At 61.4% G+C, this 22,614-nt stretch carries 20 protein-coding genes and 1 pseudogene; 15 read left to right on the top strand and 6 right to left on the bottom strand.

Annotated features, from left to right (window positions below):
• Positions 1-137 precede the first annotated feature (137 nt).
• The 3 genes from AC1RP7_RS08745 to AC1RP7_RS08735 are packed head-to-tail and all read left to right on the top strand — an operon-like array spanning position 138 to position 3,747.
• Positions 138-1,703, top strand: coding sequence for an ABC transporter ATP-binding protein (locus AC1RP7_RS08745; protein WP_493183411.1), 1,566 nt, complete (start codon positions 138-140; stop codon positions 1,701-1,703).
• 11 nt (positions 1,704-1,714) lie between these two features.
• Positions 1,715-2,821 (top strand): ABC transporter permease, encoded by a 1,107-nt coding sequence (locus tag AC1RP7_RS08740; RefSeq protein WP_493183410.1) that lies wholly within the window; start codon positions 1,715-1,717, stop codon positions 2,819-2,821.
• Positions 2,821-3,747 carry an ABC transporter permease gene (locus AC1RP7_RS08735; RefSeq protein WP_493183409.1) on the top strand — a complete coding sequence of 309 codons (927 nt, stop codon included), beginning with the start codon at positions 2,821-2,823 and terminating at the stop codon, positions 3,745-3,747. Before AC1RP7_RS08740 ends, AC1RP7_RS08735 begins: the two co-directional genes overlap by 1 nt.
• A 62-nt stretch (positions 3,748-3,809) precedes the next feature.
• Here the strand turns inward: AC1RP7_RS08735 and AC1RP7_RS08730 are convergent, their stop codons facing one another.
• Positions 3,810-4,250, bottom strand: a complete 441-nt coding sequence (locus AC1RP7_RS08730) for a hypothetical protein (RefSeq protein WP_218495127.1) — start codon at positions 4,248-4,250, stop codon at positions 3,810-3,812.
• Between the two features lie 82 nt (positions 4,251-4,332).
• On the opposite strand from AC1RP7_RS08730, the gene AC1RP7_RS08725 reads away from it, so the two are divergent.
• The 6 genes from AC1RP7_RS08725 to AC1RP7_RS08700 all read left to right on the top strand — a co-directional run bounded on the left by AC1RP7_RS08725 (position 4,333) and on the right by AC1RP7_RS08700 (position 10,467).
• Entirely contained in the window at positions 4,333-4,689 is a 357-nt protein-coding gene (locus AC1RP7_RS08725; protein ID WP_154861310.1) for a MerR family transcriptional regulator, read from the top strand.
• Positions 4,690-4,708: 19 nt separating this feature from the next.
• Positions 4,709-5,398 (top strand): SDR family oxidoreductase, encoded by a 690-nt coding sequence (locus tag AC1RP7_RS08720; protein WP_493183407.1) that lies wholly within the window; start codon positions 4,709-4,711, stop codon positions 5,396-5,398.
• A gap of 155 nt (positions 5,399-5,553) precedes the next feature.
• Positions 5,554-6,912: an 8-oxoguanine deaminase gene (locus AC1RP7_RS08715; RefSeq protein WP_429521931.1), complete on the top strand. Its 1,359-nt coding sequence runs from the start codon at positions 5,554-5,556 to the stop codon at positions 6,910-6,912.
• Between the two features lie 311 nt (positions 6,913-7,223).
• Positions 7,224-8,306: a BMP family ABC transporter substrate-binding protein gene (locus tag AC1RP7_RS08710; protein WP_493183406.1), complete on the top strand. Its 1,083-nt coding sequence runs from the start codon at positions 7,224-7,226 to the stop codon at positions 8,304-8,306.
• A 159-nt stretch (positions 8,307-8,465) separates the two neighbouring features.
• Complete coding sequence (locus AC1RP7_RS08705; protein ID WP_493183404.1) at positions 8,466-9,431, top strand: 2-oxoglutarate and iron-dependent oxygenase domain-containing protein; 966 nt, start codon at positions 8,466-8,468, stop codon at positions 9,429-9,431.
• Positions 9,432-9,513: 82 nt separating this feature from the next.
• Positions 9,514-10,467 carry an adenosine deaminase gene (locus AC1RP7_RS08700; RefSeq protein ID WP_007996475.1) on the top strand — a complete coding sequence of 318 codons (954 nt, stop codon included), beginning with the start codon at positions 9,514-9,516 and terminating at the stop codon, positions 10,465-10,467.
• 101 nt (positions 10,468-10,568) lie between these two features.
• On the opposite strand, the gene AC1RP7_RS08695 is transcribed toward AC1RP7_RS08700, so the two are convergent.
• Positions 10,569-11,303 (bottom strand): helix-turn-helix domain-containing protein, encoded by a 735-nt coding sequence (locus tag AC1RP7_RS08695; protein WP_090452955.1) that lies wholly within the window; start codon positions 11,301-11,303, stop codon positions 10,569-10,571.
• 315 nt (positions 11,304-11,618) lie between these two features.
• Entirely contained in the window at positions 11,619-12,548 is a 930-nt protein-coding gene (gene vimR, locus AC1RP7_RS08690; protein ID WP_057716524.1) for a transcription regulator VimR, read from the bottom strand.
• A gap of 125 nt (positions 12,549-12,673) precedes the next feature.
• On the opposite strand from vimR, the gene AC1RP7_RS08685 reads away from it, so the two are divergent.
• On the top strand, positions 12,674-13,687 hold the full coding sequence (locus tag AC1RP7_RS08685; RefSeq protein ID WP_057712133.1) for a zinc-binding alcohol dehydrogenase family protein: 1,014 nt from the start codon (positions 12,674-12,676) through the stop codon (positions 13,685-13,687).
• A 418-nt stretch (positions 13,688-14,105) separates the two neighbouring features.
• On the opposite strand, the gene AC1RP7_RS08680 is transcribed toward AC1RP7_RS08685, so the two are convergent.
• Positions 14,106-15,302 carry a multidrug effflux MFS transporter gene (locus AC1RP7_RS08680; RefSeq protein WP_340317727.1) on the bottom strand — a complete coding sequence of 399 codons (1,197 nt, stop codon included), beginning with the start codon at positions 15,300-15,302 and terminating at the stop codon, positions 14,106-14,108.
• Between the two features lie 90 nt (positions 15,303-15,392).
• Positions 15,393-15,590, bottom strand: coding sequence for a cation transporter (locus AC1RP7_RS08675; protein ID WP_493183403.1), 198 nt, complete (start codon positions 15,588-15,590; stop codon positions 15,393-15,395).
• A gap of 149 nt (positions 15,591-15,739) precedes the next feature.
• Between AC1RP7_RS08675 and AC1RP7_RS08670 the strand changes: the two genes are divergently transcribed.
• The 3 genes from AC1RP7_RS08670 to cueR all read left to right on the top strand — a co-directional run bounded on the left by AC1RP7_RS08670 (position 15,740) and on the right by cueR (position 19,120).
• Positions 15,740-16,123, top strand: coding sequence for a hypothetical protein (locus AC1RP7_RS08670; protein WP_057712136.1), 384 nt, complete (start codon positions 15,740-15,742; stop codon positions 16,121-16,123).
• Positions 16,124-16,316: 193 nt separating this feature from the next.
• Positions 16,317-18,710, top strand: coding sequence for a heavy metal translocating P-type ATPase (locus tag AC1RP7_RS08665; RefSeq protein ID WP_493183401.1), 2,394 nt, complete (start codon positions 16,317-16,319; stop codon positions 18,708-18,710).
• Positions 18,707-19,120 (top strand): Cu(I)-responsive transcriptional regulator, encoded by a 414-nt coding sequence (cueR, locus tag AC1RP7_RS08660; RefSeq protein ID WP_102672585.1) that lies wholly within the window; start codon positions 18,707-18,709, stop codon positions 19,118-19,120. Before AC1RP7_RS08665 ends, cueR begins: the two co-directional genes overlap by 4 nt.
• A gap of 165 nt (positions 19,121-19,285) precedes the next feature.
• On the opposite strand, the gene AC1RP7_RS08655 is transcribed toward cueR, so the two are convergent.
• Positions 19,286-20,179: a PA4780 family RIO1-like protein kinase gene (locus AC1RP7_RS08655; protein ID WP_090452950.1), complete on the bottom strand. Its 894-nt coding sequence runs from the start codon at positions 20,177-20,179 to the stop codon at positions 19,286-19,288.
• Between the two features lie 103 nt (positions 20,180-20,282).
• On the opposite strand from AC1RP7_RS08655, the pseudogene AC1RP7_RS08650 reads away from it, so the two are divergent.
• A pseudogene (locus AC1RP7_RS08650) lies at positions 20,283-21,713 on the top strand (cache domain-containing protein); the annotation flags it as partial.
• A gap of 90 nt (positions 21,714-21,803) precedes the next feature.
• Positions 21,804-22,571 carry a methyl-accepting chemotaxis protein gene (locus tag AC1RP7_RS08645; RefSeq protein ID WP_371319548.1) on the top strand — a complete coding sequence of 256 codons (768 nt, stop codon included), beginning with the start codon at positions 21,804-21,806 and terminating at the stop codon, positions 22,569-22,571.
• Positions 22,572-22,614 lie beyond the last annotated feature (43 nt).

Raw genomic sequence — 22,614 nt, 5'->3', positions numbered from 1 at the left:
TGGTGCCGGGCTGTGCGTGGCACATTTGAAAGCTGCGTACTGAACGCCTCTGGTCGCAGGACTTCGAGATTTTCCTGACCTAGTGGCCAGAAAATTGCTTTATCCACAGGCACAAGTCCAACAGCACTGAGCCTGTCATGCCCAATCACGCTCCAATCCCTGATCCAGTTCCGCGCCTGCAACTGCGTAGAATCACAAAACGCTACCCCGGCTGCCTGGCCAACGATGCCATCGACCTGACCATTGCCCCTGGCGAGATCCATGCCCTGCTCGGCGAAAACGGTGCGGGCAAAAGCACGCTGATGAAGATCATCTACGGCGTTACCCACGCCGATTCCGGCGAGGTGATCTGGCAAGGTCAGCGGGTGAGCCTGCGCAATCCGGCCCAGGCCCGGGGTTTGGGAATCGGCATGGTATTCCAGCATTTTTCGCTGTTCGAAACCCTGAGCGTGGCACAGAACATCGCCCTGGCCATGGGCGCGGCGGCAGGCACACCCAAACAGCTTGAGCCGAAGATTCGCGAAGTGTCCCGGCGCTACGGCATGACGCTGGAACCGGAGCGACTTGTCCACAGCCTGTCGATCGGTGAACGGCAGCGGGTGGAAATCATTCGCTGTCTGATGCAGGACATCCGCCTGTTGATTCTCGATGAACCGACTTCGGTGCTGACGCCGCAGGAGGCCGACGACTTGTTCGTTACCCTGCGCCGACTCGCCGCCGAAGGCTGCAGCATTTTGTTCATCAGCCACAAGCTCGGGGAAGTGCGTGCGTTGTGCCACAGCGCAACGGTTTTACGAGGCGGTCGGGTGGCCGGGCATTGCGTGCCGGCCGAGTGTTCGGACCAGCAACTGGCGCGCTTGATGGTCGGTGAAGCGGCGGAGTTGATCGCTGACTATCCGAAGGTTACCGGAGGTGATGCGTGCCTTGATGTCCGTGGATTGTCCTGGCACAACCCGGACCCATTCGGCTGCTCGCTTGCCAACATCGACCTTGAAGTGCGCCGCGGTGAAATTGTCGGCATCGCCGGTGTCGCCGGCAATGGCCAGGATGAGTTACTGGCCTTGCTCAGCGGCGAAGCACTGCTGCCCCGCAACGCCAGCGCGACGATCCGTTTTGGCAAGGAGCCAGTCGCCCATTTGCGTCCCGATGCTCGCCGCCAACTCGGCTTGGCGTTCGGCCCCGCCGAACGCCTGGGTCATGGTGCGGTGCCGGAACTGAGCCTGGCGGACAACGCGCTGCTGACTGCTTTCCAGCACGGATTGGTGAGTAACGGCCTGATCCAGCGCGGCAAAGTCGAAGCACTGGCCGAGGAAATCATCCGCCGTTTCGGAGTCAAGACACCCGATAGCCAGGCGCCTGCCCGCAGCCTGTCCGGCGGCAACTTGCAGAAATTCATCCTCGGTCGGGAAATCCTTCAGCAACCCAGACTGCTGGTCGCCGCACACCCGACCTGGGGCGTGGACGTCGGTGCCGCCGCCACCATTCACCGCGCCTTGATTGCCTTGCGCGATGCCGGCGCGGCGATCCTGGTGATCTCCGAAGACCTGGACGAACTGTTCCAGATCAGCGACCGGCTCGGCGCCTTGTGCGGCGGTCGGCTGTCGGCGCTCCACGCCACCGTCGACACCCGCCTGAGCGATGTCGGCGGCTGGATGGCCGGCCAGTTCGGCGCCCCCCAATCACTCGCATCCGCCACGCGTTAACGGAGTGTCACATGCTGCTTTCTCTTGAACCTCGCGGCCAGCAATCGCGCCTGATGCTGTGGTGCTCGCCGTTGCTGGCGGCTGCACTGACCCTGGGCTGTGGATCGTTGTTGTTTATCGCGCTCGGGCATGACCCGTTGCTGACCTTGCACACCTTGCTGATCGCACCGGTCAGCGACCTGTACGACGTCTCCGAATTGCTGGTCAAAGCCCTGCCGATTCTGCTCTGCGCATTGGGCCTGGCCGTCGCCTATCAGGCGCGCATCTGGAACATCGGTGCCGAAGGTCAACTGCTGCTCGGTGCGCTGGCCGGCAGTGCGCTGGCGGTGAACATCATCGATATGCAAAGCCGCTGGGCGCTGGTGTTGATCCTGCTTACCGGCACCATGGCGGGCGCTGCGTGGGCCGGGCTGACGGCGTGGCTGCGTACGCGCTTCAACGCCAATGAGATCCTGACCAGCATCATGCTCAACTACATCGCACTGAACCTGCTGCTGTTCTGCGTTCACGGCCCTTTGAAAGATCCCGCCGGGTTCAACTTCCCCGAGTCAGCGATGTTCGGTGACGCCAGCCGCCTGCCGCTGCTGATGGACGATGGCCGGGTCCACGCCGGGGTTTACTTCGCCCTGCTCGCGTTGGTGGCGGTGTGGGTGCTGTTGCAGAAAAGCTTTGTCGGTTTCCAGATCAAAGTGCTCGGGCTGGACAAGCGTGCCGCCGGCTTCGTCGGCTTTCGCGAGAAGCGCCTGATCTGGCTCGCGCTCTCGATCAGCGGCGGCCTGGCGGGGCTTGCCGGTGTGTGCGAAGTCACCGGTCCCATCGGCCAGCTGGTGCCGCAGGTCTCGCCGGGCTACGGCTATGCGGCGATCACCGTGGCATTTCTCGGCCGTCTGAATCCTGTCGGCATCCTGTTTTCCAGCCTGTTGATGGCGCTGCTGTACATCGGTGGCGAAAGTGCACAAATGAGCCTGAACCTGCCGCAAGCGATCACCCAATTGTTCCAGGGCATGATGCTGTTTTTCCTGCTGGCCAGTGATGTGCTGATTCTCTACCGACCGCGTTTGAACCTGCGCTGGGCCCGCCGCGCGCAATCCACCGTCGTACAAACAGGAGCGATGTGATGGATATCGATCTGCTGAGCAATATTTTCTACGCCATGGTCCGCTGCGGTACGCCGTTGTTGCTGGTGGCGCTGGGGGAACTGATCTGCGAGAAAAGCGGCGTCCTCAACCTGGGCCAGGAAGGCATGATGCTGTTTGGTGCGGTGATCGGTTTCATCGTCGCGTTCAATACCGGTCACCTGTGGCTCGGCGTGTTGCTGGCAATGCTCGCCGGGATGCTGTTGTCGTCGCTGTTTGCCCTGGTGGCGCTGGTGTTCAACGCCAATCAGGTGGCCACAGGTCTTGCCCTGACGATTTTCGGCGTGGGCCTGTCGACCTTCGTCGGTGCGGCGTGGGTCGGCAAGCCGCTGGCGGGATTCGAGCCGTTGGCGATTCCCTATCTGAGTGAAATCCCACTGATCGGGCGGATGCTGTTTGCCCAGGATCTGCTGGTGTATCTGTCGTTCGCGTTGTTTGCATTAGTGGCCTGGGTGATTCTGAAAAGCCGCGTCGGGCTGATCATTCAGGCGGTCGGGGAAAACCCGGATGCGGCCAGCGCCATGGGCTTGCCGGTGTTGGCCGTGCGGACCTTGGCGGTGTTGTTCGGCGGTGCGATGGCCGGGTTGGCCGGGGCTTACCTGTCCCTGGCTTACACGCCGATGTGGGCGGAGAACATGAGCGCCGGGCGCGGCTGGATTGCCCTGGCGCTGGTGGTGTTCGCCAGTTGGCGGGTGTGGCGCCTGCTGCTCGGCGCGTACCTGTTCGGGCTCGCCAGCATCCTGCACCTGGTGGCGCAGGGACTGGGGCTGGCGATTCCGTCGAGTCTGCTGGCGATGTTGCCGTATGTCGCGACCATTGGGGTGCTGGTGCTGCTGTCCCGGGATGCGGTGCGCACACGGTTGTATGCGCCGGTGTCGCTGGGACAGCCTTGGCAGGCCGGGCATTAGTGGTTGTCTGGTCTGGCCTCATCGCGAGCAAGCTCGCTCCCACATAACCGCATCTTGCGTAATTAATGTGTCTGGCGCAGACCCTGTGGGAGCGAGCTTGCTCGCGATGGCTGCCGAACAGGCAACACTTGAGCAATGCCCCACGCCAATTCAAACACCAGAAAAACCACCAGCAGCGAACTCGCGCCATGGATCAGGGCATAAGCCTGCCAGGCCGAGAACAAGAATCTGCCCACGGCGTCATACCGCCCATAAACCTGCTGCGGATCACGAATCCGCAACACCGCCCATACGCACACAATCGAGCCCAACAAATTCGCCATCAACATGTGCACCGGCTCGAACGGTGGCAGCTCACCGGGCAAACTCAACGCCTGACTCACCCACGTCAAAACCCCATGCAACGCCGCAAAACTCCACGGCGTGACAAACGCGACCATCACGATCAGGTCATACCAGGCACTGCCTTGCACCAACCGGCGATATTGCGTTGTAGTCCACATCGACATTGCTCCATCAATTCAGGGAGCAACAAGGCTAAAGCCTGGAGTATGCTCCAGGGTCAAGCCCCCTCGAGACGTCATGATGCGCATCGGTGAATTAGCCCAGGCCAGCGCCGTCAGCCGCGACACGCTGCGCTTTTACGAGCAGCGCGGATTGATTGCGGCGCAACGCAGCGCCAACGGGTATCGCGACTATCCGCCAGACATGGTGCAACTGGTGCAGTACATCAAGACCGCGCAACGGCTGGGCTTTACCCTCGGCGAGATCGGCAACAGCGTCGCTACAATCTGGAAATCGCCCGATCCGGACAGCGCCGTCACTCAACTGCTGCAAGACAAACTCAAACTGATCGAAGCCCGCATGGCCGAACTCGGCGCACTGCGCGAAGAGTTGCAACAACGGCTCGGGCAACAGTGTCCATTGAATCCACGACTCTGAATTTTCAAGGAAGCCACTCATGTCCAAGGCAAAAACCGCGCTCATCATCGGCGCCTCCCGGGGGCTTGGCCTCGGGCTGGTGAAAACCCTGTTGGCCGATGGCTGGCAAGTCATCGCCACCGTGCGCGATCCGCAAAAAGCCGAAGCCTTGCAGGCCTTGGGCAAGGTGCGGATCGAAAAGCTCGACATGGACGATCAGCAAGCGGTGTCCGCCCTGAGCCAACAACTCAAGGGCGACGTGTTTGACCTGTTGTTCGTCAATGCCGGGGTCAAGGGGCCGGATGTCCAGACGCCGAACGGTGGCGCGACAATGGCCGAAGTCGGTCAGCTGTTTTTCACCAACGCCGTGGCGCCGATCAACCTGGCCCAGAGTTTTGTCGAGCAACTGCGACTGGACACCGGCGTGCTGGCGTTCATGAGTTCGGTGCTGGGCAGCGTGACCATGCCCGATGCGCCGGAACTGGCACTGTACAAGGCCAGCAAGGCGGCGCTGAACTCCATGACCAACAGCTTCGTCACTCAGTTGGGCGAAACCAGGCTCACCGTGCTGTCGCTGCACCCGGGCTGGGTGAAAACCGACATGGGTGGTGAAGGCGCGGACATCGACGTGGAAACCAGCACCCGTGGCCTGGTCGATCAGGTGAATGCGTATGTCGGCAAGGGTGGGCATCACTTCATCAATTACCGGGGCGAAACCATTCCCTGGTAATACCGCCGGGTTGCATCGGCCTGTCGGGTTGGGCTTGCCCGCCGGGCCGTTTTGATCGACACTTCGCACCTCGCCTCCCCGGCGAACCTGGATCAGCAGACAGGGCAACACTGAGCTGGCAACCCTGAACCCAACTTTCAGAGGAGCCGGCCAACATGCCTGCGACCCGTACCTGGTTAAAGAATCCCCTCGCCATTTTCACGTCCAATGGTCTCGATGCCCGTGGCGGTCTGGTGCTGCAAGACGGTTTGATCGTCGAAGTGCTCGGCGCCGGTCAACAACCGTCCGCACCGTGCAATCAAGTGTTCGATGCCCGCGAGCATGTGATCCTGCCGGGCCTGATCAACACCCATCACCACTTCTATCAAACCCTGACCCGCGCCTGGGCGCCGGTGGTCAATCAGCCGCTGTTCCCGTGGCTGAAAACCCTGTACCCGGTCTGGGCACGCCTGACCCCGGAAAAACTCGCCCTCGCCACCAAAGTCGCGTTGGCTGAATTGCTGCTGTCCGGTTGCACCACCGCCGCCGACCATCACTACCTGTTCCCTGAAGGTCTGGAAAACGCGATCGACGTGCAGGTCGAGAGCGTTCGTGAACTGGGCATGCGCGCCATGCTCACCCGTGGTTCCATGAGCCTCGGTGAAAAGGACGGTGGCCTGCCGCCGCAACAGACCGTGCAGGAAGGCGAAGTGATCCTCGCCGACAGCCAGCGGTTGATCGCCGAGTACCATGAACGCGGTGACGGCGCGCAAATCCAGATCGCCCTGGCACCGTGCTCGCCGTTCTCGGTGACCCCGCAAATCATGTCGGCCAGCGCCGAACTGGCGAACAAACTCGACGTGCGCCTGCACACCCACCTGGCAGAAACCCTCGATGAAGAAGATTTCTGCCTGCAACGCTTCGGCCTGCGCACCGTGGACTATCTGGACAGTGTTGGCTGGCTCGGCCCGCGCACCTGGCTGGCCCATGGCATCCATTTCAACCCGGATGAAATCGCCCGCCTCGGCGCTGCCGGCACCGGTATTTGCCATTGCCCGAGTTCGAACATGCGCCTGGCCTCGGGCATCTGTCCGAGCATCGAGTTGACCGATGCTGGTGCCTTGCTTGGTTTGGGTGTGGACGGTTCGGCATCCAACGATGCCTCGAACATGATGCTCGAAGCGCGTCAGGCGTTGTACATCCAGCGCCTGCGTTATGGCGCCGAGAAGATCACCCCGGAGCGCGTGTTGGGCTGGGCGACCAAGGGTTCGGCGAGCCTGCTGGGTCGTACCGATATCGGCGAGTTGGCGGTGGGCAAACAGGCTGACCTGGCGATGTTCAAGCTCGATGAACTGCGTTTCTCCGGCAGTCATGATCCGGTGTCGGCGTTGCTGCTGTGTGGTGCTGATCGCGCGGATCGAGTGATGGTCGGTGGCAAGTGGCGGGTGATCGACGGACAGGTCGAGGGGCTGGATCTGAAGGGGTTGATTGCTGATCACAGCCAGGCGGCACGGCAACTGATCGCCGGGACCTGATACAACACCGATTAAAACTGTGGGAGCGAGCCTGCTTGCGATGGCGGTATTTCAGTCACTGACGATGTCGACTGACACACCGCCTTCGCGAGCAAGCCCGCTCCCACATTGGTTTTGTGGATTGGCGCACCAGTGGGTGGCAGCTGTGCAAGGACACGCACTGTAATCGGACTTAAAGGACCTGTCGCGATCCTGCTCGCGATGGCATCACCGTGGATTCCAATTTTGTTGTCTTGTTGGTCAGCAACTTGCATTGCCCTGTGCAAGCCCGAGAGCCCAGCCAACCTCACAACAAAATGGAGTTTCAATTCATGCACAAACGCCCGTTGAAGAAGCAGCTTTGCGCCGTTGCGGCGGCCATTGGTTTGAGCGCCAGCCTGACCGCCGTAGCCGCCGATCCGCTGAAAGTCGGCTTCGTCTATATCGGTCCGATCGGTGACCACGGCTGGACGTATCAGCATGAACAGGGGCGCAAGGAACTCGCGGAAAAATTCGGCTCGCAGATCACCACCAACTACGTGGAAAACGTCGCCGAAGGCGCCGACGCCGAGCGGGTGATCCGCAACATGGCCAAGGACAAATACGACCTGATCTTCACCACCTCCTTCGGCTACATGAACCCGACGGTGAAAGTTGCCAAACAGTTTCCCAAGGTGACCTTCGAACACGCCACCGGCTACAAGCAGGACAAGAACCTCGGCACTTACCTGGCGCGCACTTACGAGGGCCGCTACGTCGGCGGCTTCCTCGCGGCGAAGATGACCAAGACCAAGAAGGTCGGCTACGTCGCCTCCTTCCCGATCCCGGAAGTGATCCGCGACATCAACGCCATCCAGTTGGCCCTGAACAAATACAATCCCGGCACCGAGATCAAGGTGGTGTGGGTCAACTCATGGTTCGATCCGGGCAAGGAAGCGGACGCCGCCAACGCGTTGATCGATCAGGGCGTGGACGTGGTGTTCCAGCACACCGACAGCCCCGCGCCGATCCAGGCCGCCGAACGTCGCGGTGTGTATGCCGTGGGCTACGCTTCGGACATGGCGCACTTCGGGCCGAAAGCGGTGCTGACCTCCATCGTCAATGACTGGGGGCCGCACTACGTTCAAGCAACCCAAAGCGTGCTCGACCATGACTGGAAATCCCGGGACTACTGGGGCGGTTTGAAGGAGGGCACCGTTGAACTACCGATCAGCGACCTGGTACCGGCGACGGTGAAGAGCGAAGCCGAGCAGCTCATCGCCGACATCAAGAGCGGTGCGCTGCAACTGTTCACCGGGCCGATCAAGGATCAGGCCGGGGTCGAGAAAATCCCGGCGGGCGAGAGTGCGACCACGGTGGAACTGGCGTCGATGAATTACTACGTGGAAGGCATGAAGGCCGAGATTCCGAAGTAATTCTCCAATGCTGAAACACCGTCCCTGTGGGAGCGAGCTTGCTCGCGATGGCGGACTTTCAGTCAGCAAAGATGTTTGTTGTGCTGGCCTCATCGCGAGCAAGCTCGCTCCCACAGGGTTCTTCAGTGTTTTCCAGTCTGCGTTTTTTCAGGACAATCCATGAACAGCCTCCCCATCATCGACATCACCCCGCTCTACAGCGACGATCCATCCGCCTGGCCAGCGGTGGCCGAACAAATCGACCTCGCCTGCCGCGAGTGGGGTTTCTTCTACATCAAGGGCCATCCGATCAGCACTGAGCGGATCGACGAACTACTCGACAGCGCCAAACGCTTCTTCGGCCAACCTACCGCCGAAAAGCTCAAGATCGACATCACCCAGACCCGTCACCATCGCGGTTACGGCGCCATTGCCACCGAGCAATTGGACCCGAGCAAACCCAGCGACCTCAAAGAAACCTTCGACATGGGCCTGCACCTGCCGGCCGAGCACCCTGACGTACTGGCGGAAAAACCCTTGCGCGGCCCCAATCGCCATCCGTCCATACCCGGCTGGGAAGCGCTGATGGAGCAGCACTACGTCGACATGCAAGGCCTCGCGCAAACGCTGTTGCGGGCAATGACCATCGCGCTGGGGATTGAGCGTGATTTCTTCGACGCGCGCTTCAATGAGCCGGTCAGCGTGCTGCGGATGATCCATTACCCGCCGCGCCACACCGCCAGTTCCGAAGAGCAACAAGGTGCCGGCGCGCACACCGACTACGGCTGCATCACCCTGCTCTATCAGGACGCCGCCGGTGGCTTGCAAGTACGCAACGTCAAAGGCGAATGGATCGACGCGCCGCCGATCGAAGGTACGTTCGTGGTCAACCTCGGCGACATGATGGCGCGCTGGAGCAACGACCGTTACCTGTCGACGCCGCACCGGGTGATCAGCCCCCAGGGCGTGGATCGTTATTCGATGCCGTTCTTCGCCGAGCCGCACCCGGATACCCGCATCGAATGCCTGCCCGGATGTCAGGACACATTGCATCCGGCGAAATACCCGGCCACCACCTGCGCCGAGTTCCTGCTCTCGCGCTTCGCCGATACCTACGCTTATCGACGGGAACAGGAAGCGGTGTGATCAACCGCCTGGTCAGGTTTTACCAATTGTTGCGGCAACCCTCTGTAGAATGGCGACCATTGCACCTGATGAGAAAAGAATTATGTACGACTGGCTGAACGCCCTGCCCAAGGCAGAATTGCACCTGCACCTGGAAGGCTCGCTGGAGCCGGAGCTGTTGTTCGCCCTGGCCGAGCGCAACAAGATTGCCTTGCCATGGAACGACGTCGAAACCTTGCGCAAGGCGTATGCCTTCAACAACCTGCAGGAGTTCCTCGATCTGTATTACCGGGGTGCCGATGTGCTGCGCACGTCCCAGGACTTCTATGACCTGACCTGGGCGTACCTGCTGCGCTGCAAAGAGCAGAACGTGATTCACACCGAACCGTTCTTCGACCCGCAAACCCACACCGACCGTGGCATCCCGTTCGAAGTGGTGCTCAACGGCATCGCCGCCGCGCTCAAGGATGGTGAACAGCAACTGGGCATCACCAGTGGTTTGATCCTGAGCTTCCTGCGCCATCTGAGCGAAGACGAAGCCCAGAAAACCCTCGATCAGGCGCTACCGTTCCGCGATGCGTTCGTCGCCGTGGGCCTGGACAGCTCCGAGATGGGCCACCCGCCGAGCAAGTTCCAGCGCGTGTTCGACCGTGCCCGCCACGAAGGCTTCCTGACCGTCGCCCACGCCGGTGAAGAAGGCCCGCCCGAGTACATCTGGGAAGCCATCGACCTGCTGAAAATTCAGCGCATCGACCATGGCGTGCGCGCCATCGAAGACGAGCGCCTGATGCAGCGAATCATCGACGAGCAGATCCCGCTGACCGTGTGCCCGTTGTCGAACACCAAGCTTTGCGTGTTCGATCACATGTCGCAGCACAACATTCTCGACATGCTCGAACGCGGCGTGAAAGTGACCGTGAACTCCGATGACCCGGCGTATTTCGGCGGTTATGTCACCGAGAACTTCCATGCGTTGCACACCCATCTGGGCATGACCCAGGATCAGGCCAAGCGCCTGGCGCAGAACAGTCTCGATGCACGGTTGGTAAAACCCTAAAGGCAAACGCAAACCTTGCAGGAGCTGGCTTACCAGCGATAAGGCCATCACCTCCAGTATTGATGCTGGATGAGAGGCCGCCATCGCCGGCAAGCCGGCTCCTACAACGCCATTTCCAGTTCGGACTCACTGGCAAAGCGATGAATTTCCCGTTGCCCGGAGGCCGTCACCTGCAAGGTTCGGGAATCGTTGGGCAGGCTCAACCACCCCGACTGCATGAACAGCTGCAACAATGCCGCGCCCAGCGAGCCGCCCATGTGCGGGCGCCTTTCGCTCCAGTCGGGGCAGGCGCAGGCAACCCTGCCGTTGTGATGGGCCAGCGCCTGGATGAACACTCCCCGTGCCGCCAACTCTGTCGCGCCCTTGAGCGTGACCGTGACCCGCTGATCAAAGTGTTCGATCCAGCCCGCCTCCAGCAGCCGCTGATACAGATCGGCGGACAGGGTGCCCCCCAAATGATCGTCGCACAGTCGGGCACTCAACAATGGCGACCGCACCACCCGGGGTTTGACCAGAGGTGCATTGCGCTTGAATACGGCCGGAATATCCTGGGGTGCGCTGGCGAAGGTCGCGCTGGCCAGTGCTTCGATTGCCGCTCCGACCTCGGGAGCGGCCAGGCGGAAGAAGCGTTTGCGGCCGCGGTTTTCAACCTTCAGCAGACCTCCGGCGGACAAACGGCCCAAGTGTGCACTGGCCGACGACGATGACAGGCCGGCCAGCAATGCCAACTCTTCGGTTGCTCGCGCCGAACCATCCATCAAGGCCCACATCATTGCGCTGCGCTTTGGGTCAGCCAGCAACGTGGCGATCTGGCTGATGCAAGGTGCATGTTCCATGTATTCACTCCCTGTTGAATCGTTTCGTCTACTGCCCAGAGAAATCTTGACCAGTAATGTGTCGTCGGCCAATCCGTGGAAACTGCCATAAGCCCGGCAACGCCTTGCTCAACCATTTGCGCTGCCCGGCCGATGCTGCGAAGGTCAGAAGGATGACCGTGCAGCCGGGCCGACTCGAACGTGGACCCACCATTGGGGATCGACGCTACTTACATGATGAGGGCGCTAGTATATGCGGGTTGGTCGGCGGATCCTTTCCTCCACCCGGCGTAGGTGGTGATCGTTCCTGAGGGAAATTTCTCTTTTTTCGTGCGACTAATGATCGATTTCCGAAAAGCCTGGAAATTGACTGCTCAAAAGGGCGCATCGTCTGGCAAGCATTTCACGCAACAGGTTCACCGGCTTACTCAATTGTGCGCGATGGGCGCACAACAGATTCAACGGTGCGCGCTCACAGAGCAGCTCCGGCATCAGCACCTTCAAGCGGCCGGCCAGTACATCGGCGGCCACATCGAGCCAGGATTTGTAGGCGATCCCGGCACCTGCCACGGCCCATAGGCGCACGACATCGGCATCGTCGCTGAAACGATCGCCGCTGACGGTCAGGCTGACTTCGCGTTTGCCGTCGTGAAAACTCCAGTGATCGTGGACCCGGCTGCCGAGCATGTACAACAGGCAATTGTGCTGTGCCAGTTGCTCCAGCTGCCGCGGCTCGCCATGCCGGGCCAGATAGCCGGGAGCGGCGCACAACACCCGCCGGTTCTGCGGGGCGATGGGCAGCGCCACCAGGCTGGAGTCCTCCGGTTCACCGTAGCGCAGGGCAATGTCTACCGGCTGGCGAAACAGGTCGGCGATGCGGTCCCCCAGCAGCAGGCGCACGGTGAGTTTCGGATGCTCGCGTTGAAACTCGTCGAGCCAGGGCAGCAGCAGGTTGCGGCCAAAGTCCGATGGCGCCGACAGTTGCAGCACCCCGCTGACCTGATCCTGACCACTGGCCAGCAATCGCCGGCCCTCGTCGAGATTGCTCAGGGCCGCGCGGGCGTATTCAAGAAAGCCCTCGCCTTCGGCGGTCAGGCGCAGGCTGCGGGTAGAACGGGCCAGTAAACGGGCGCCGAGTTGCTGTTCGATGCGCTTGAGCGCCGCACTGGCCACCGCCGCCGACATGTCCATGCCCCGCGCGGCGGCGGACAGGCTGCCCAGGTCCGCCGCCCGGACAAACAACTGCAAGTCATCGAAACGCAGCATCAAGAACACCGATTATCAAAAAAAAATTGAAAGAGACTGCTCTTTTAGCCGGTTTTATCTTCAGGAGAAATAGCCAATCATCTGCCCCATCGAATCCCTTCTTTATTAGTGTTCAGGAGCCGCCCATGAAAGCCATTGCCTACTACGCCTCGTTGCCGATCAGCGACAACAAGGCTCTGCAAGACATAGAGCTGCCAGAGCCGGTTGCCGGCCCCCGCGACTTGCTCGTGGAAGTCAAAGCCATCTCGGTCAACCCGGTGGACACCAAGGTGCGCCAGAACGTCCAGCCCGAAGGCGGCGCGGCCAAAGTGCTGGGTTGGGACGTGGCCGGTGTGGTCAAGGCCGTGGGCAGTGAGGTGACGCTGTTCTCGGTCGGCGACCAGGTGTTTTACGCCGGCTCCATCGCGCGGGCGGGCGGCAACAGCGAGTTGCATGTGGTGGACGAACGCATCGTCGGCCACATGCCCAAGACCCTCGGATTCGCCGAAGCCGCTGCCCTGCCGCTTACCGCGATCACGGCCTGGGAACTGTTGTTCGAGCGCCTGCAAGTGCGCGAAGGCAAAACCGATGAAGGCCAGAGCCTGTTGATCGTCGGCGCGGCAGGTGGCGTGGGCTCGATTCTTACGCAGCTCGCTCACCAACTGACGGCCCTGAAAGTCATCGGCACCGCTTCGCGTGCGCAAACCCAAAGCTGGGTGAAGGAGTTGGGCGCTGACCTGGTGATCGACCATGGCCAGCCACTGAGCGAAGCACTCAAGCGTGCCGGTGTGGACCAGGTTACCCACGTCGCCAGCCTGACCCAGACCGACCAGCATCTGGACCAATTGGTGGAGGCATTGGCGCCCCAAGGCAAACTGGCGCTGATCGATGACCCCAAGTCGCTGGACGTGACCAAGCTCAAGCGCAAGAGCCTGTCACTGCACTGGGAGTTCATGTACACCCGTTCGCTGTTTGAAACCGCGGACATGATCGAACAGCACAACCTGCTCAATCGCGTTGCCTGGCTGATCGATGCCGGGACACTGAAAACCACGATGGGCGAACACTTCGGCACGATCAACGCGGCCAATCTGCGCCGTGCCCATGCCCTCCTGGAAAGCGGCAAAGCCAAGGGCAAGATTGTATTGGAAGGGTTCTGAAGCGCTGAAAAAACCGCCACTGATTTCATCGCTTTCTGCTGTTTTCCGCCTGCGACCGGGACGCTCCGGTCGCGGACAACCTCTGTGGGCGCCCTCGAAAAGCCGTGTTTTTTTTAGTTACAAACCGTCAGTCAGACAGTTGATCCTTGTCACAATGGTGACCGTGTACGGGTCTACAATCGAATCTCCTGCGAGGCATTCTTTTGCGTAACGTCTTTTACGAGAGGTGATCAGCTGTGAAGATCCTGATAAAAGAACTGGCAAAATCCCAGTGGCAAGTCCGTCTTGACCAACATGCTGTGACGTTCCGCAGCGAAGCAGAAGCTCGCGCTTTCACGCGTACCCTTGAAGCCCGCATCCAGGCCCCTCACCCGATTCCCGTCCTCCTCACGCAGCGCGCAGCCGGCTGACTCCGGCCTCAAACCCGGGCTTGCGCCAGCGCCCGGGCATTTTGCAAACGCCGGGTGAGCACCGCCGCGCTCACCACCAGAATTCCACACAGGCTGATGACCATGGCCATCGGCACGGCGCTGCCGTCGTGCAACACGCCCACCAGCGCAGAGGCGCCGGCAGCCACGCTGAATTGCAGGCAACCGAGCAGCGCCGACGCGCTGCCGGCCCGTGCGCCCTGCCCGCTCATCGCACAAGCCGCCGCGTTGGGGCTGATGCAACCGAGGCTGGCGATACAGATGAACAATGGAATCAGCAGCGGCCACAATTGTGCCGTGTGCAGAGAGCTGACAGCGAGCAGGGTCAAACCGGCCGCCAGATAAACCCACACCGCGCGCGCCAGCAAAAACATCGGGCCACGTTTGGCCAGTAACCGCGCGTTGACCTGCGCCACCAGAATGAAGCCTGCCGCATTGATGCCGAACAGCCAGCCGAAATGCTCGGCCGCAACGCCGTAGAGCTTGATGAAGATGAAGGGCGAACCGGCGATGTAGGCAAACATCCCGGCGATGGCGATGCCCCCGGTCAAGGCATGGCCAAGAAATATAGGATCGGCCAGCAACCGACCGTACTGACGCAGCGCACCGGACAGCGGTTGACGCGGTATGTGGGCCGGCAAGCTTTCCGGCAATCCCGTCGCAACCGCCAGCCCCGCCAGCGCACTGAAACCGGTCAAGGCCAGGAAAATCGACTGCCAGCCTGTCGTGTTGACCAACAACCCACCCAGCAATGGCGCAAGGATGGGAGCAAGTCCCATCACCAGCATCAGCTGCGAAAAGACTTTCGCCGACCCCACCGCATCACACTTGTCGCTGACCACCGCCCGGGAAATCACCATCCCCGCGCAACCGCCCAACGCCTGGATGAAACGCGCGCCGATCAGCCATTCCAAGTTCGGCGCATAGGCGCACGCCACGGAAGCCGCGGTGAACAAACCGACACCGATGAGCAACGGAATGCGTCGCCCGAAACGATCCGCCACCGGACCATAGGCCAACTGACCGATGGACAAGCCGAGGAAGTAGGCCGCCAACGTCATCTGGACGTGATTTTCGTCCGTGCCGAAAGCCAGGGCCATGGCCGGGAAGGCCGGCAGGTAGAAATCGATCGCCAGCGGACCGAAAGCGCTCAAGGCGCCGAGAATCAGAATGGTACGGAAGTTCATCAGGCATCCAGTGGGGCAGAAGTCGGCAGCCCGACAGTCTAGCCGCGCACGGACGCCTTGAACATTCCGGTAGCTCGCTAACTATCAAATTCAGGCCAGTTTGACGCCGTAACCCTCTTCGCTGATCGCCTCGATCACCTGCTCGGTGGTCAGCGCACTTTCGACACCGACCTCCCTGGCAGCCAGATCGACCCGCACACTGGCTGCCGGGTCTTTGGCCTGGAGCGCCTGGGTGATGGCCTTGACACAGTGACCACAAGACATGCCTTCGACGTTGAACACTTGCATGGGATGACTCCTTTTTCCGAGGGTTGACCCCAGTTTCGAGCTTGCCACCATGGCAAGGTCAAGTTCTGAAGTGAGCTGCCGGGCTGGCAATCGGCGCGACGCTCGGCCAAGCTGCGTCCATCAATGACTCGAACTCAGGAGATTCAGCCATGCGCTGGTCAGTTTTCAGCCTGTTTGGCTTTCTCAGCCTTTTCGCCGCCGTGCCTTCGGCCAATGCTGCCAGTCAGGATTATGGCGTGCTGATCATTTCCCGCGAGCGCCTGGAAGTCGCGACCAGTTGCGAAATCGGCGTGTACATCCAGGATCAACTGGCAGCGCGGCTGTTTCAGGAACAGAGCACCTCGTTCAACCTGCCGCCGGGCATCGTCTCGCTACGCCTGAAACTGCTGCCGGGCCAGATGCCGGGTTGCAATCCGGGCATGCTCGCGCCGGGTTCGCAGGATATCCAGCTCAAGGCTGGCGATGTGCTCAAGTACCGGATCGCGATGACGCAGGAAGGGATGTACCTCAAGCGCGCCGGTCTCGGCTACTGACATCTATACCCCCTGTGGGAGCGAGCTTGCTCGCGATTAGGCCGTTACATTCAACAACTCTGTTGACCGGTACTCCGCCATCGCGAGCAAGCTCGCTCCCACAGGGGATCAGCGGCACGTTTAAGATTGGCGCTTGACCTTGCCAGCATGGCAAGGTTGATCCTGTGGTCATCTACTACAGGGAGTGCGACCGATGTCCGAATCCACCACGTTCGACCTGCCGATTGCCGGCATGACCTGCGCCAGTTGCGCCGGGCGGGTCGAGCGCGCCTTGAGCAAAGTCATTGGCGCCAGTGCCGTCAGCGTCAACCTCGCCACTGAGCAGGCGCGGGTCCAGGCACCCGGCGACAGCTTGCCGGCCTTGATAGATGCCGTGGCCAAGGCCGGCTACAGCGTGCCGCAACAGAGCCTGGAATTGAGCATCGACGGCATGACCTGCGCATCCTGCATCGGTCGCGTCGAGCGTGCGCTGGGCAAGGTGGCCGGAGTGAAAAGCGTCAGCGTCAACCTGGCCAACGAACGCGCCCACCTTGAACTGCTTGGCCAGATCGATCCGCAGACCTTGATCGCCGCTGTGACAAAGGCTGGCTACAGCGCCAGCGTCTGGGAAGCCGAACACCCGCCAACCGACAATCAGCAACAGCGCCTGCACCGCGAACGCCTGGCCTTGATCATCGCCATTGCCCTCGCCTTGCCGCTGGTATTGCCGATGCTGCTACAGCCATTCGGCGTGCACTGGATGCTCCCGGCCTGGGCGCAATTCGCCTTGGCCACGCCGGTGCAATTCATCTTCGGCGCACGGTTTTACGTCGCCGCCTGGAAAGCCGTGCGCGCGGGGGCCGGCAACATGGATTTGCTGGTCGCCCTGGGCACCAGCGCCGGGTATGGCTTGAGCCTGTACGAATGGGCCACCGCCGCCGGGCGCATGCCACATCTGTATTTCGAAGCCTCGGCGGTGGTGATCGCCCTGGTGCTGCTGGGCAAGTACCTGGAAAGCCGCGCCAAGCGCCAGACTGCCAGCGCCATTCGAGCCCTCGAAGCCTTGCGTCCGGAACGGGCGATTCGGGTGACCGATGGTCACGAGCAAGACGTCGCCATCAGCGCCCTGCGCCTCAATGACCTGGTGATGGTCAAACCCGGCGAACGCTTCCCGGTGGATGGCGAAGTGATTGAAGGCCAGAGCCACGCCGACGAAGCCCTGATCAGCGGCGAGAGCCTGCCGGTGCCCAAGCAGCCCGGCGACAAGGTCACCGGCGGCGCGATCAACGGTGAAGGCCGGTTGCTGGTGCGTACCCAGGCCCTCGGTGCGGAAACAGTGCTGGCGCGGATCATCCGTCTGGTGGAAGACGCCCAGGCCGCAAAAGCGCCGATCCAGAAACTGGTGGATAAAGTCAGCCAGGTGTTCGTGCCCACCGTACTGCTGATTGCCCTGGCCACCCTGATCGGCTGGTGGCTGTATGGCGCGCCGATGGAAACCGCACTGATCAATGCCGTGGCGGTGCTGGTGATCGCCTGCCCATGCGCCTTGGGCCTGGCCACACCGACGGCGATCATGGCCGGCACCGGCGTGGCGGCACGCTACGGAATTCTGATCAAGGACGCCGAAGCACTGGAGCGAGCCCATGAGGTCAGCGCGGTGGTGTTCGACAAGACCGGCACCCTGACCTCCGGCGCCCCGCGCATTGCTCATCTGAGTGCCATCGACGGTAATGAGGCGAGCCTGCTGCAATTGGCCGGCGCCCTGCAACGCGGCAGTGAGCATCCGTTGGCCAAGGCTGTTCTGGATGCCTGCGCCGAGCGTGGACTGAAGGTGGCCGATGTCAGCGACAGCCAGTCCCTGACTGGTCGCGGCATCGCCGGCAGCCTCGAAGGGCGTCGCCTGGCGCTGGGCAATCGGTGTCTGCTGGAAGACAGCGGTTTGAGTGCCGGGCCGTTGGCCGACTCGGCGATCGCGTGGGAAAAAGAAGGCCGGACCTTGTCCTGGCTGATCGAACAATCCCCCGAACCCCACGTGCTGGGCCTGTTCGCCTTTGGTGACACCCTCAAGCCCGGCGCACTGCAAGCGGTGCAACAACTGAGCGCACGAAACATCAGCAGCCATCTGCTGACCGGCGACAATCGTGGCAGCGCCAACGTGGTGGCCCAGGCCTTGGGCATCCAAGATGTGCATGCCGAAGTGCTGCCGGCGGACAAAGCCGCCACGGTCGCCGCACTGAAACAGACCGGGGTGGTGGCGATGGTCGGTGACGGCATCAACGACGCCCCGGCACTGGCCGCCGCCGACATCGGCATCGCCATGGGTGGCGGCACCGACGTCGCCATGCACGCGGCCGGCATCACCCTGATGCGCGGCGATCCACGACTGGTGCCGGCCGCATTGGAGATCAGCCGCAAGACCTACGCCAAGATTCGGCAGAACCTGTTCTGGGCCTTCGTCTATAACCTGATCGGCATTCCGCTGGCCGTGTTTGGCGTGCTCAACCCGGTGTTGGCCGGTGCGGCCATGGCGTTGTCGAGCGTCAGCGTGGTGAGCAATGCGCTACTGTTGAAAACTTGGAAACCCAAGGACCTGGAGGACAACCGATGAACATCGGCCAAGCGGCCCGCCACAGCGGCCTGAGCGCAAAGATGATCCGTTATTACGAATCCATCGGCCTGCTCAAGGCAGCCCATCGCACCGACAGCGGCTACCGGGTATACGGCGAAGACGACCTGCACACGCTGGCGTTCATCAAACGCTCGCGGGACCTGGGGTTTTCCCTGGAAGAAGTCGGCAAGTTGCTGACCCTCTGGCAAGACCGCCAACGCGCCAGCGCCGATGTGAAAGCGTTGGCCCGCCAGCACATCGATGAGTTGAACCAGAAGATCCGTGAGCTCGGCCAGTTGCGCGACACCTTGCAGGACCTGGTTGAGCACTGTCAGGGCGATCATCGGCCGGATTGCCCGATTCTCAAGAATCTGGAATCGGGGTGTTGTGTCACCCCGGCCCCATCGTGATTGCAGGTCACCGCAAAACCTGTGGGAGCGAGCTTGCTCGCGATAGCGGTGTATCTGACACATCAATGTTGGATGTGCCGACTTCATCGCGAGCAGGCTCGCTCCTACAAGGGATTTGGATGGCACACAAAAAACCCGGCCGAAGCCGGGTTTTTCTTTAACCGATCACTGCATCCACGGTGGAGGCGGTTCTTCGGTCTTGCCCGGCGGCGCATCGTCCGCCGCGCGTACGGCTTGCCTGCGCTCCTCATCCAGGCGCGCGGCCTCGATCTCGCGCATGATTCCGCCCACGTCGGCCAGCTCTTCCGTGTCGGCGAACTCGCCGGTCAGGACACTGGCCGGGTGCAAGGTGCCAGCCTCGTACAAGGCCCACATTTCCTTGGCGTATTTGGTCTTCTTCAACTCCGGCGCAAACCGCCCGAAGTAGGACGCCATGTTGCCCACGTCCCGCTCCAGCATGCTGAACGCGTGGTTGTTGCCAGCCGCATCCACCGCTTGCGGCAGGTCGATAATCACCGGGCCGGTCGGCGTCAGCAGCACGTTGAACTCCGACAGGTCGCCGTGCACCAGACCGGTACACAACATCAGCACGATCTGCGAAATCAGGAACGCGTGATACTCGCGCGCCTGGTCCGGTTCCAGCACCACATCGTTCAGGCGCGGCGCGGCATCGCCGTATTCGTCGGCCACCAGCTCCATGAGCAGCACGCCTTCGAGGAAGTCGAACGGCTTTGGCACCCGCACTCCGGCACTGGCCAGACGGAACAGCGCCGCCACTTCGGCGTTCTGCCAGGCGTCCTCGGTTTCCTTGCGGCCAAACTTGGAGCCCTTGGCCATCGCACGGGCCTGACGGCTGTTGCGCACCTTGCGGCCTTCCTGGTACTCGGCCGCCTGACGGAAACTGCGTTTATTCGCCTCCTTGTAAACCTTCGCGCAACGCAACTCGTTGCCGCAGCGCACCACATAAACAGCTGCTTCTTTACCACTCATGAGTGGGCGCAGCACCTCGTCGACCAGACCGTCCTCGATCAGGGGTTCAATGCGTTTTGGAGTCTTCATCAGCTTTTATTGTGGGTCCTTTATTACCAAACACGCGAAAGTCATTCGTTATACGGCAATCCACTCACGGGGGGGAGGGGTTGCCGACTTATGAACATTGCAGATGCACACAATGTACCGTTCTCATCAGGTAAAACCGACGACCGCCATGGTCGTTCCAGATCATAGCCGAGCCTGCCTCACTTGTTGTGCAGAGGCATTGAGGGCAATTGCGACAGAAGCTGACACCACAGTTCATGCCTTCCGTAGGATTTTTCCCAACAGACCTCAATTTCCTCCGACAACAGCCGAAGTCCTAAGTGACAAAGTGATTTGTCCGACAATCGCTCCCCCAATAATAGCGATGCCGCACTCAAGGACCCGGGTTGACCAAGAACGTTTACGGCTGCCAATAAACCGCGAGTCATCTGCACTGCGTGGGCCTACAAGAAAATCTGGAGCGCGGATGAACATCAAACAGAAGTTGACCTGGGCGTTTGCAATCATCGCCTGCCTGCCCGTGGTGCTGGTCGCCACCCTCGTTGTGCTGAACCTGCGCAGTGATGCCAGGGACGAATTCGTCGACGGCAGTGCCCGCGAGATTCGTCAGGTCAGCAACGCCATGCAATTGTTCTTTGACGGCATCAGCCAGAACGTCGATTACCTGGCCAAGCAGCCGCTGATCCGAAACTCCGACGACAGCCTCAAGACTTACATGGCCGCCAACGCCGAAAGCGTCCCTCAGGGGGAGGCTGACAAAAAAGTCTTCGCCCTGCTCCAGGATCTGGGCAACAGCCACCCTGCCTACGCCTATGCCATCCTCGGCACGGCGGCGGGCGGCTATGTGTCGTGGCCGGATGATCCTAAGCTGAATAACTACGACCCGCGCCAGCGCCCCTGGTACAAGGCCGCCCAGGCCAAACCGGGCAAGCCGTTTCGCACCGAGGCCTACTACTGGGCCCAGGATGACGCGACCTATGTCAGCACCGTGCGCACCATCGACAACAAGCTGGGCACCAACGGCGGCGTGGTCAGCATCGACGTGACGCTCAAGCAGCTCACCGAAATCGTCAAACAGATCAAGCTCGGTGAAACCGGCTACCTGATGCTGCTGGAAAACACCGGCATGGTCCTGGTGGACCCGAAACAACCGGAACACAACTTCAAACCGCTGAGCACCCTTGGCGACGGCTACGCGCAATTGGCCAAGGCCGGCAAGGGCCTGGTGGAAGTGGAGCTGAACGGCGAGCACTACATGGCCAACGTCTGGCCGTCCGAGCAACTGGGCTGGACCTTCATCGGCCTGATCAAACAGGACGACGTGATGAGCTCCGCGACCCAGTTGACCTGGTTGATCGCCATCATCGCCGCCGTCCTGGCCGTCATCTTCGCCATCGTCGGCGCCAGTTTTGCCAGCCTCATCGTGCGCCCGATCCGCAGCGTGGCCAGCGGCCTGGAAGGTATCGCCCAGGGCGAAGGCGACCTGACCCAGAACCTGCAAATCCGTGGCAACGATGAAACCGCGCAACTGGCCAACTGGTTCAACCAGTTCCTGACGGCGATTCGCAACCTGATCCAGAACATCGGTGGCGCGGCGGGCAAAATCCTCGCCACGTCCAAGAGTTCGACCCAGGTCTCCAGCAACATGGCCGAAGCCGCCGGACGCCAGCGTGAAGCGGTGGACATGGTCTCCACGGCGTTCCACGAAATGGTCGCCACCGCCAACGAAGTCGCGCGCTCTTGCAGCCAGGCGGCGGAGTCTGCCGACAGTGGCCAGCGCCAGGCGCGCGAAGGTCAGCAACAGATCGATGCGGCGGTGAACAGCGTGGATCGCCTGAGCCAGGAAATCGAACAGTCGGCCCAGTCGATGCAACAGCTCGAACGCGACAGCAACGACATCCAGTCGATCCTGGGGACCATCCGCTCGATCGCAGAACAGACCAACCTGCTGGCGTTGAACGCCGCGATCGAAGCGGCCCGGGCCGGTGAACAGGGACGCGGCTTTGCCGTGGTGGCTGACGAAGTGCGGGCCCTGGCCAAGCGCACGGCCGACTCCACGGCGGAAATCGACGGACTGCTGGGCAACCTGGCCAAACGCACCAGCCAGGTGACTCAACAGATGCACGCCAGCCTGGAAGTGTCCCAGCAATCGGTGACGCGCATCGGCGAGGCACGCAACAGCTTCGGGCAGATCCGCGAATCGGTGGACGTGATCCGCGACATGAACACCCAGATCGCCACGGCGGCGGAACAACAGCATCAGGTGGCTGAAGACATCAACCGGCACATCAGCCAGATCCATGGCGATGCGCAGTTGGTGGCGGAACTGGCCAACTCGGCCCGCCTGGACTCCCAGAGCCTGGCCGGGTTGTCCAATGAACTGGACGGGTTGGTGCGCAGGTTCCGTACCTGATCAACCGGCACACCCCATTACCCTGCGGGAGCGAGCTTGCTCG

The organism is Pseudomonas sp. GW822-FHT01E03 (genome assembly GCF_058802985.1).
The sequence above is the reverse complement of the archived record's forward strand: the minus strand, read 5'-3'. Positions and strand labels throughout refer to the sequence as shown.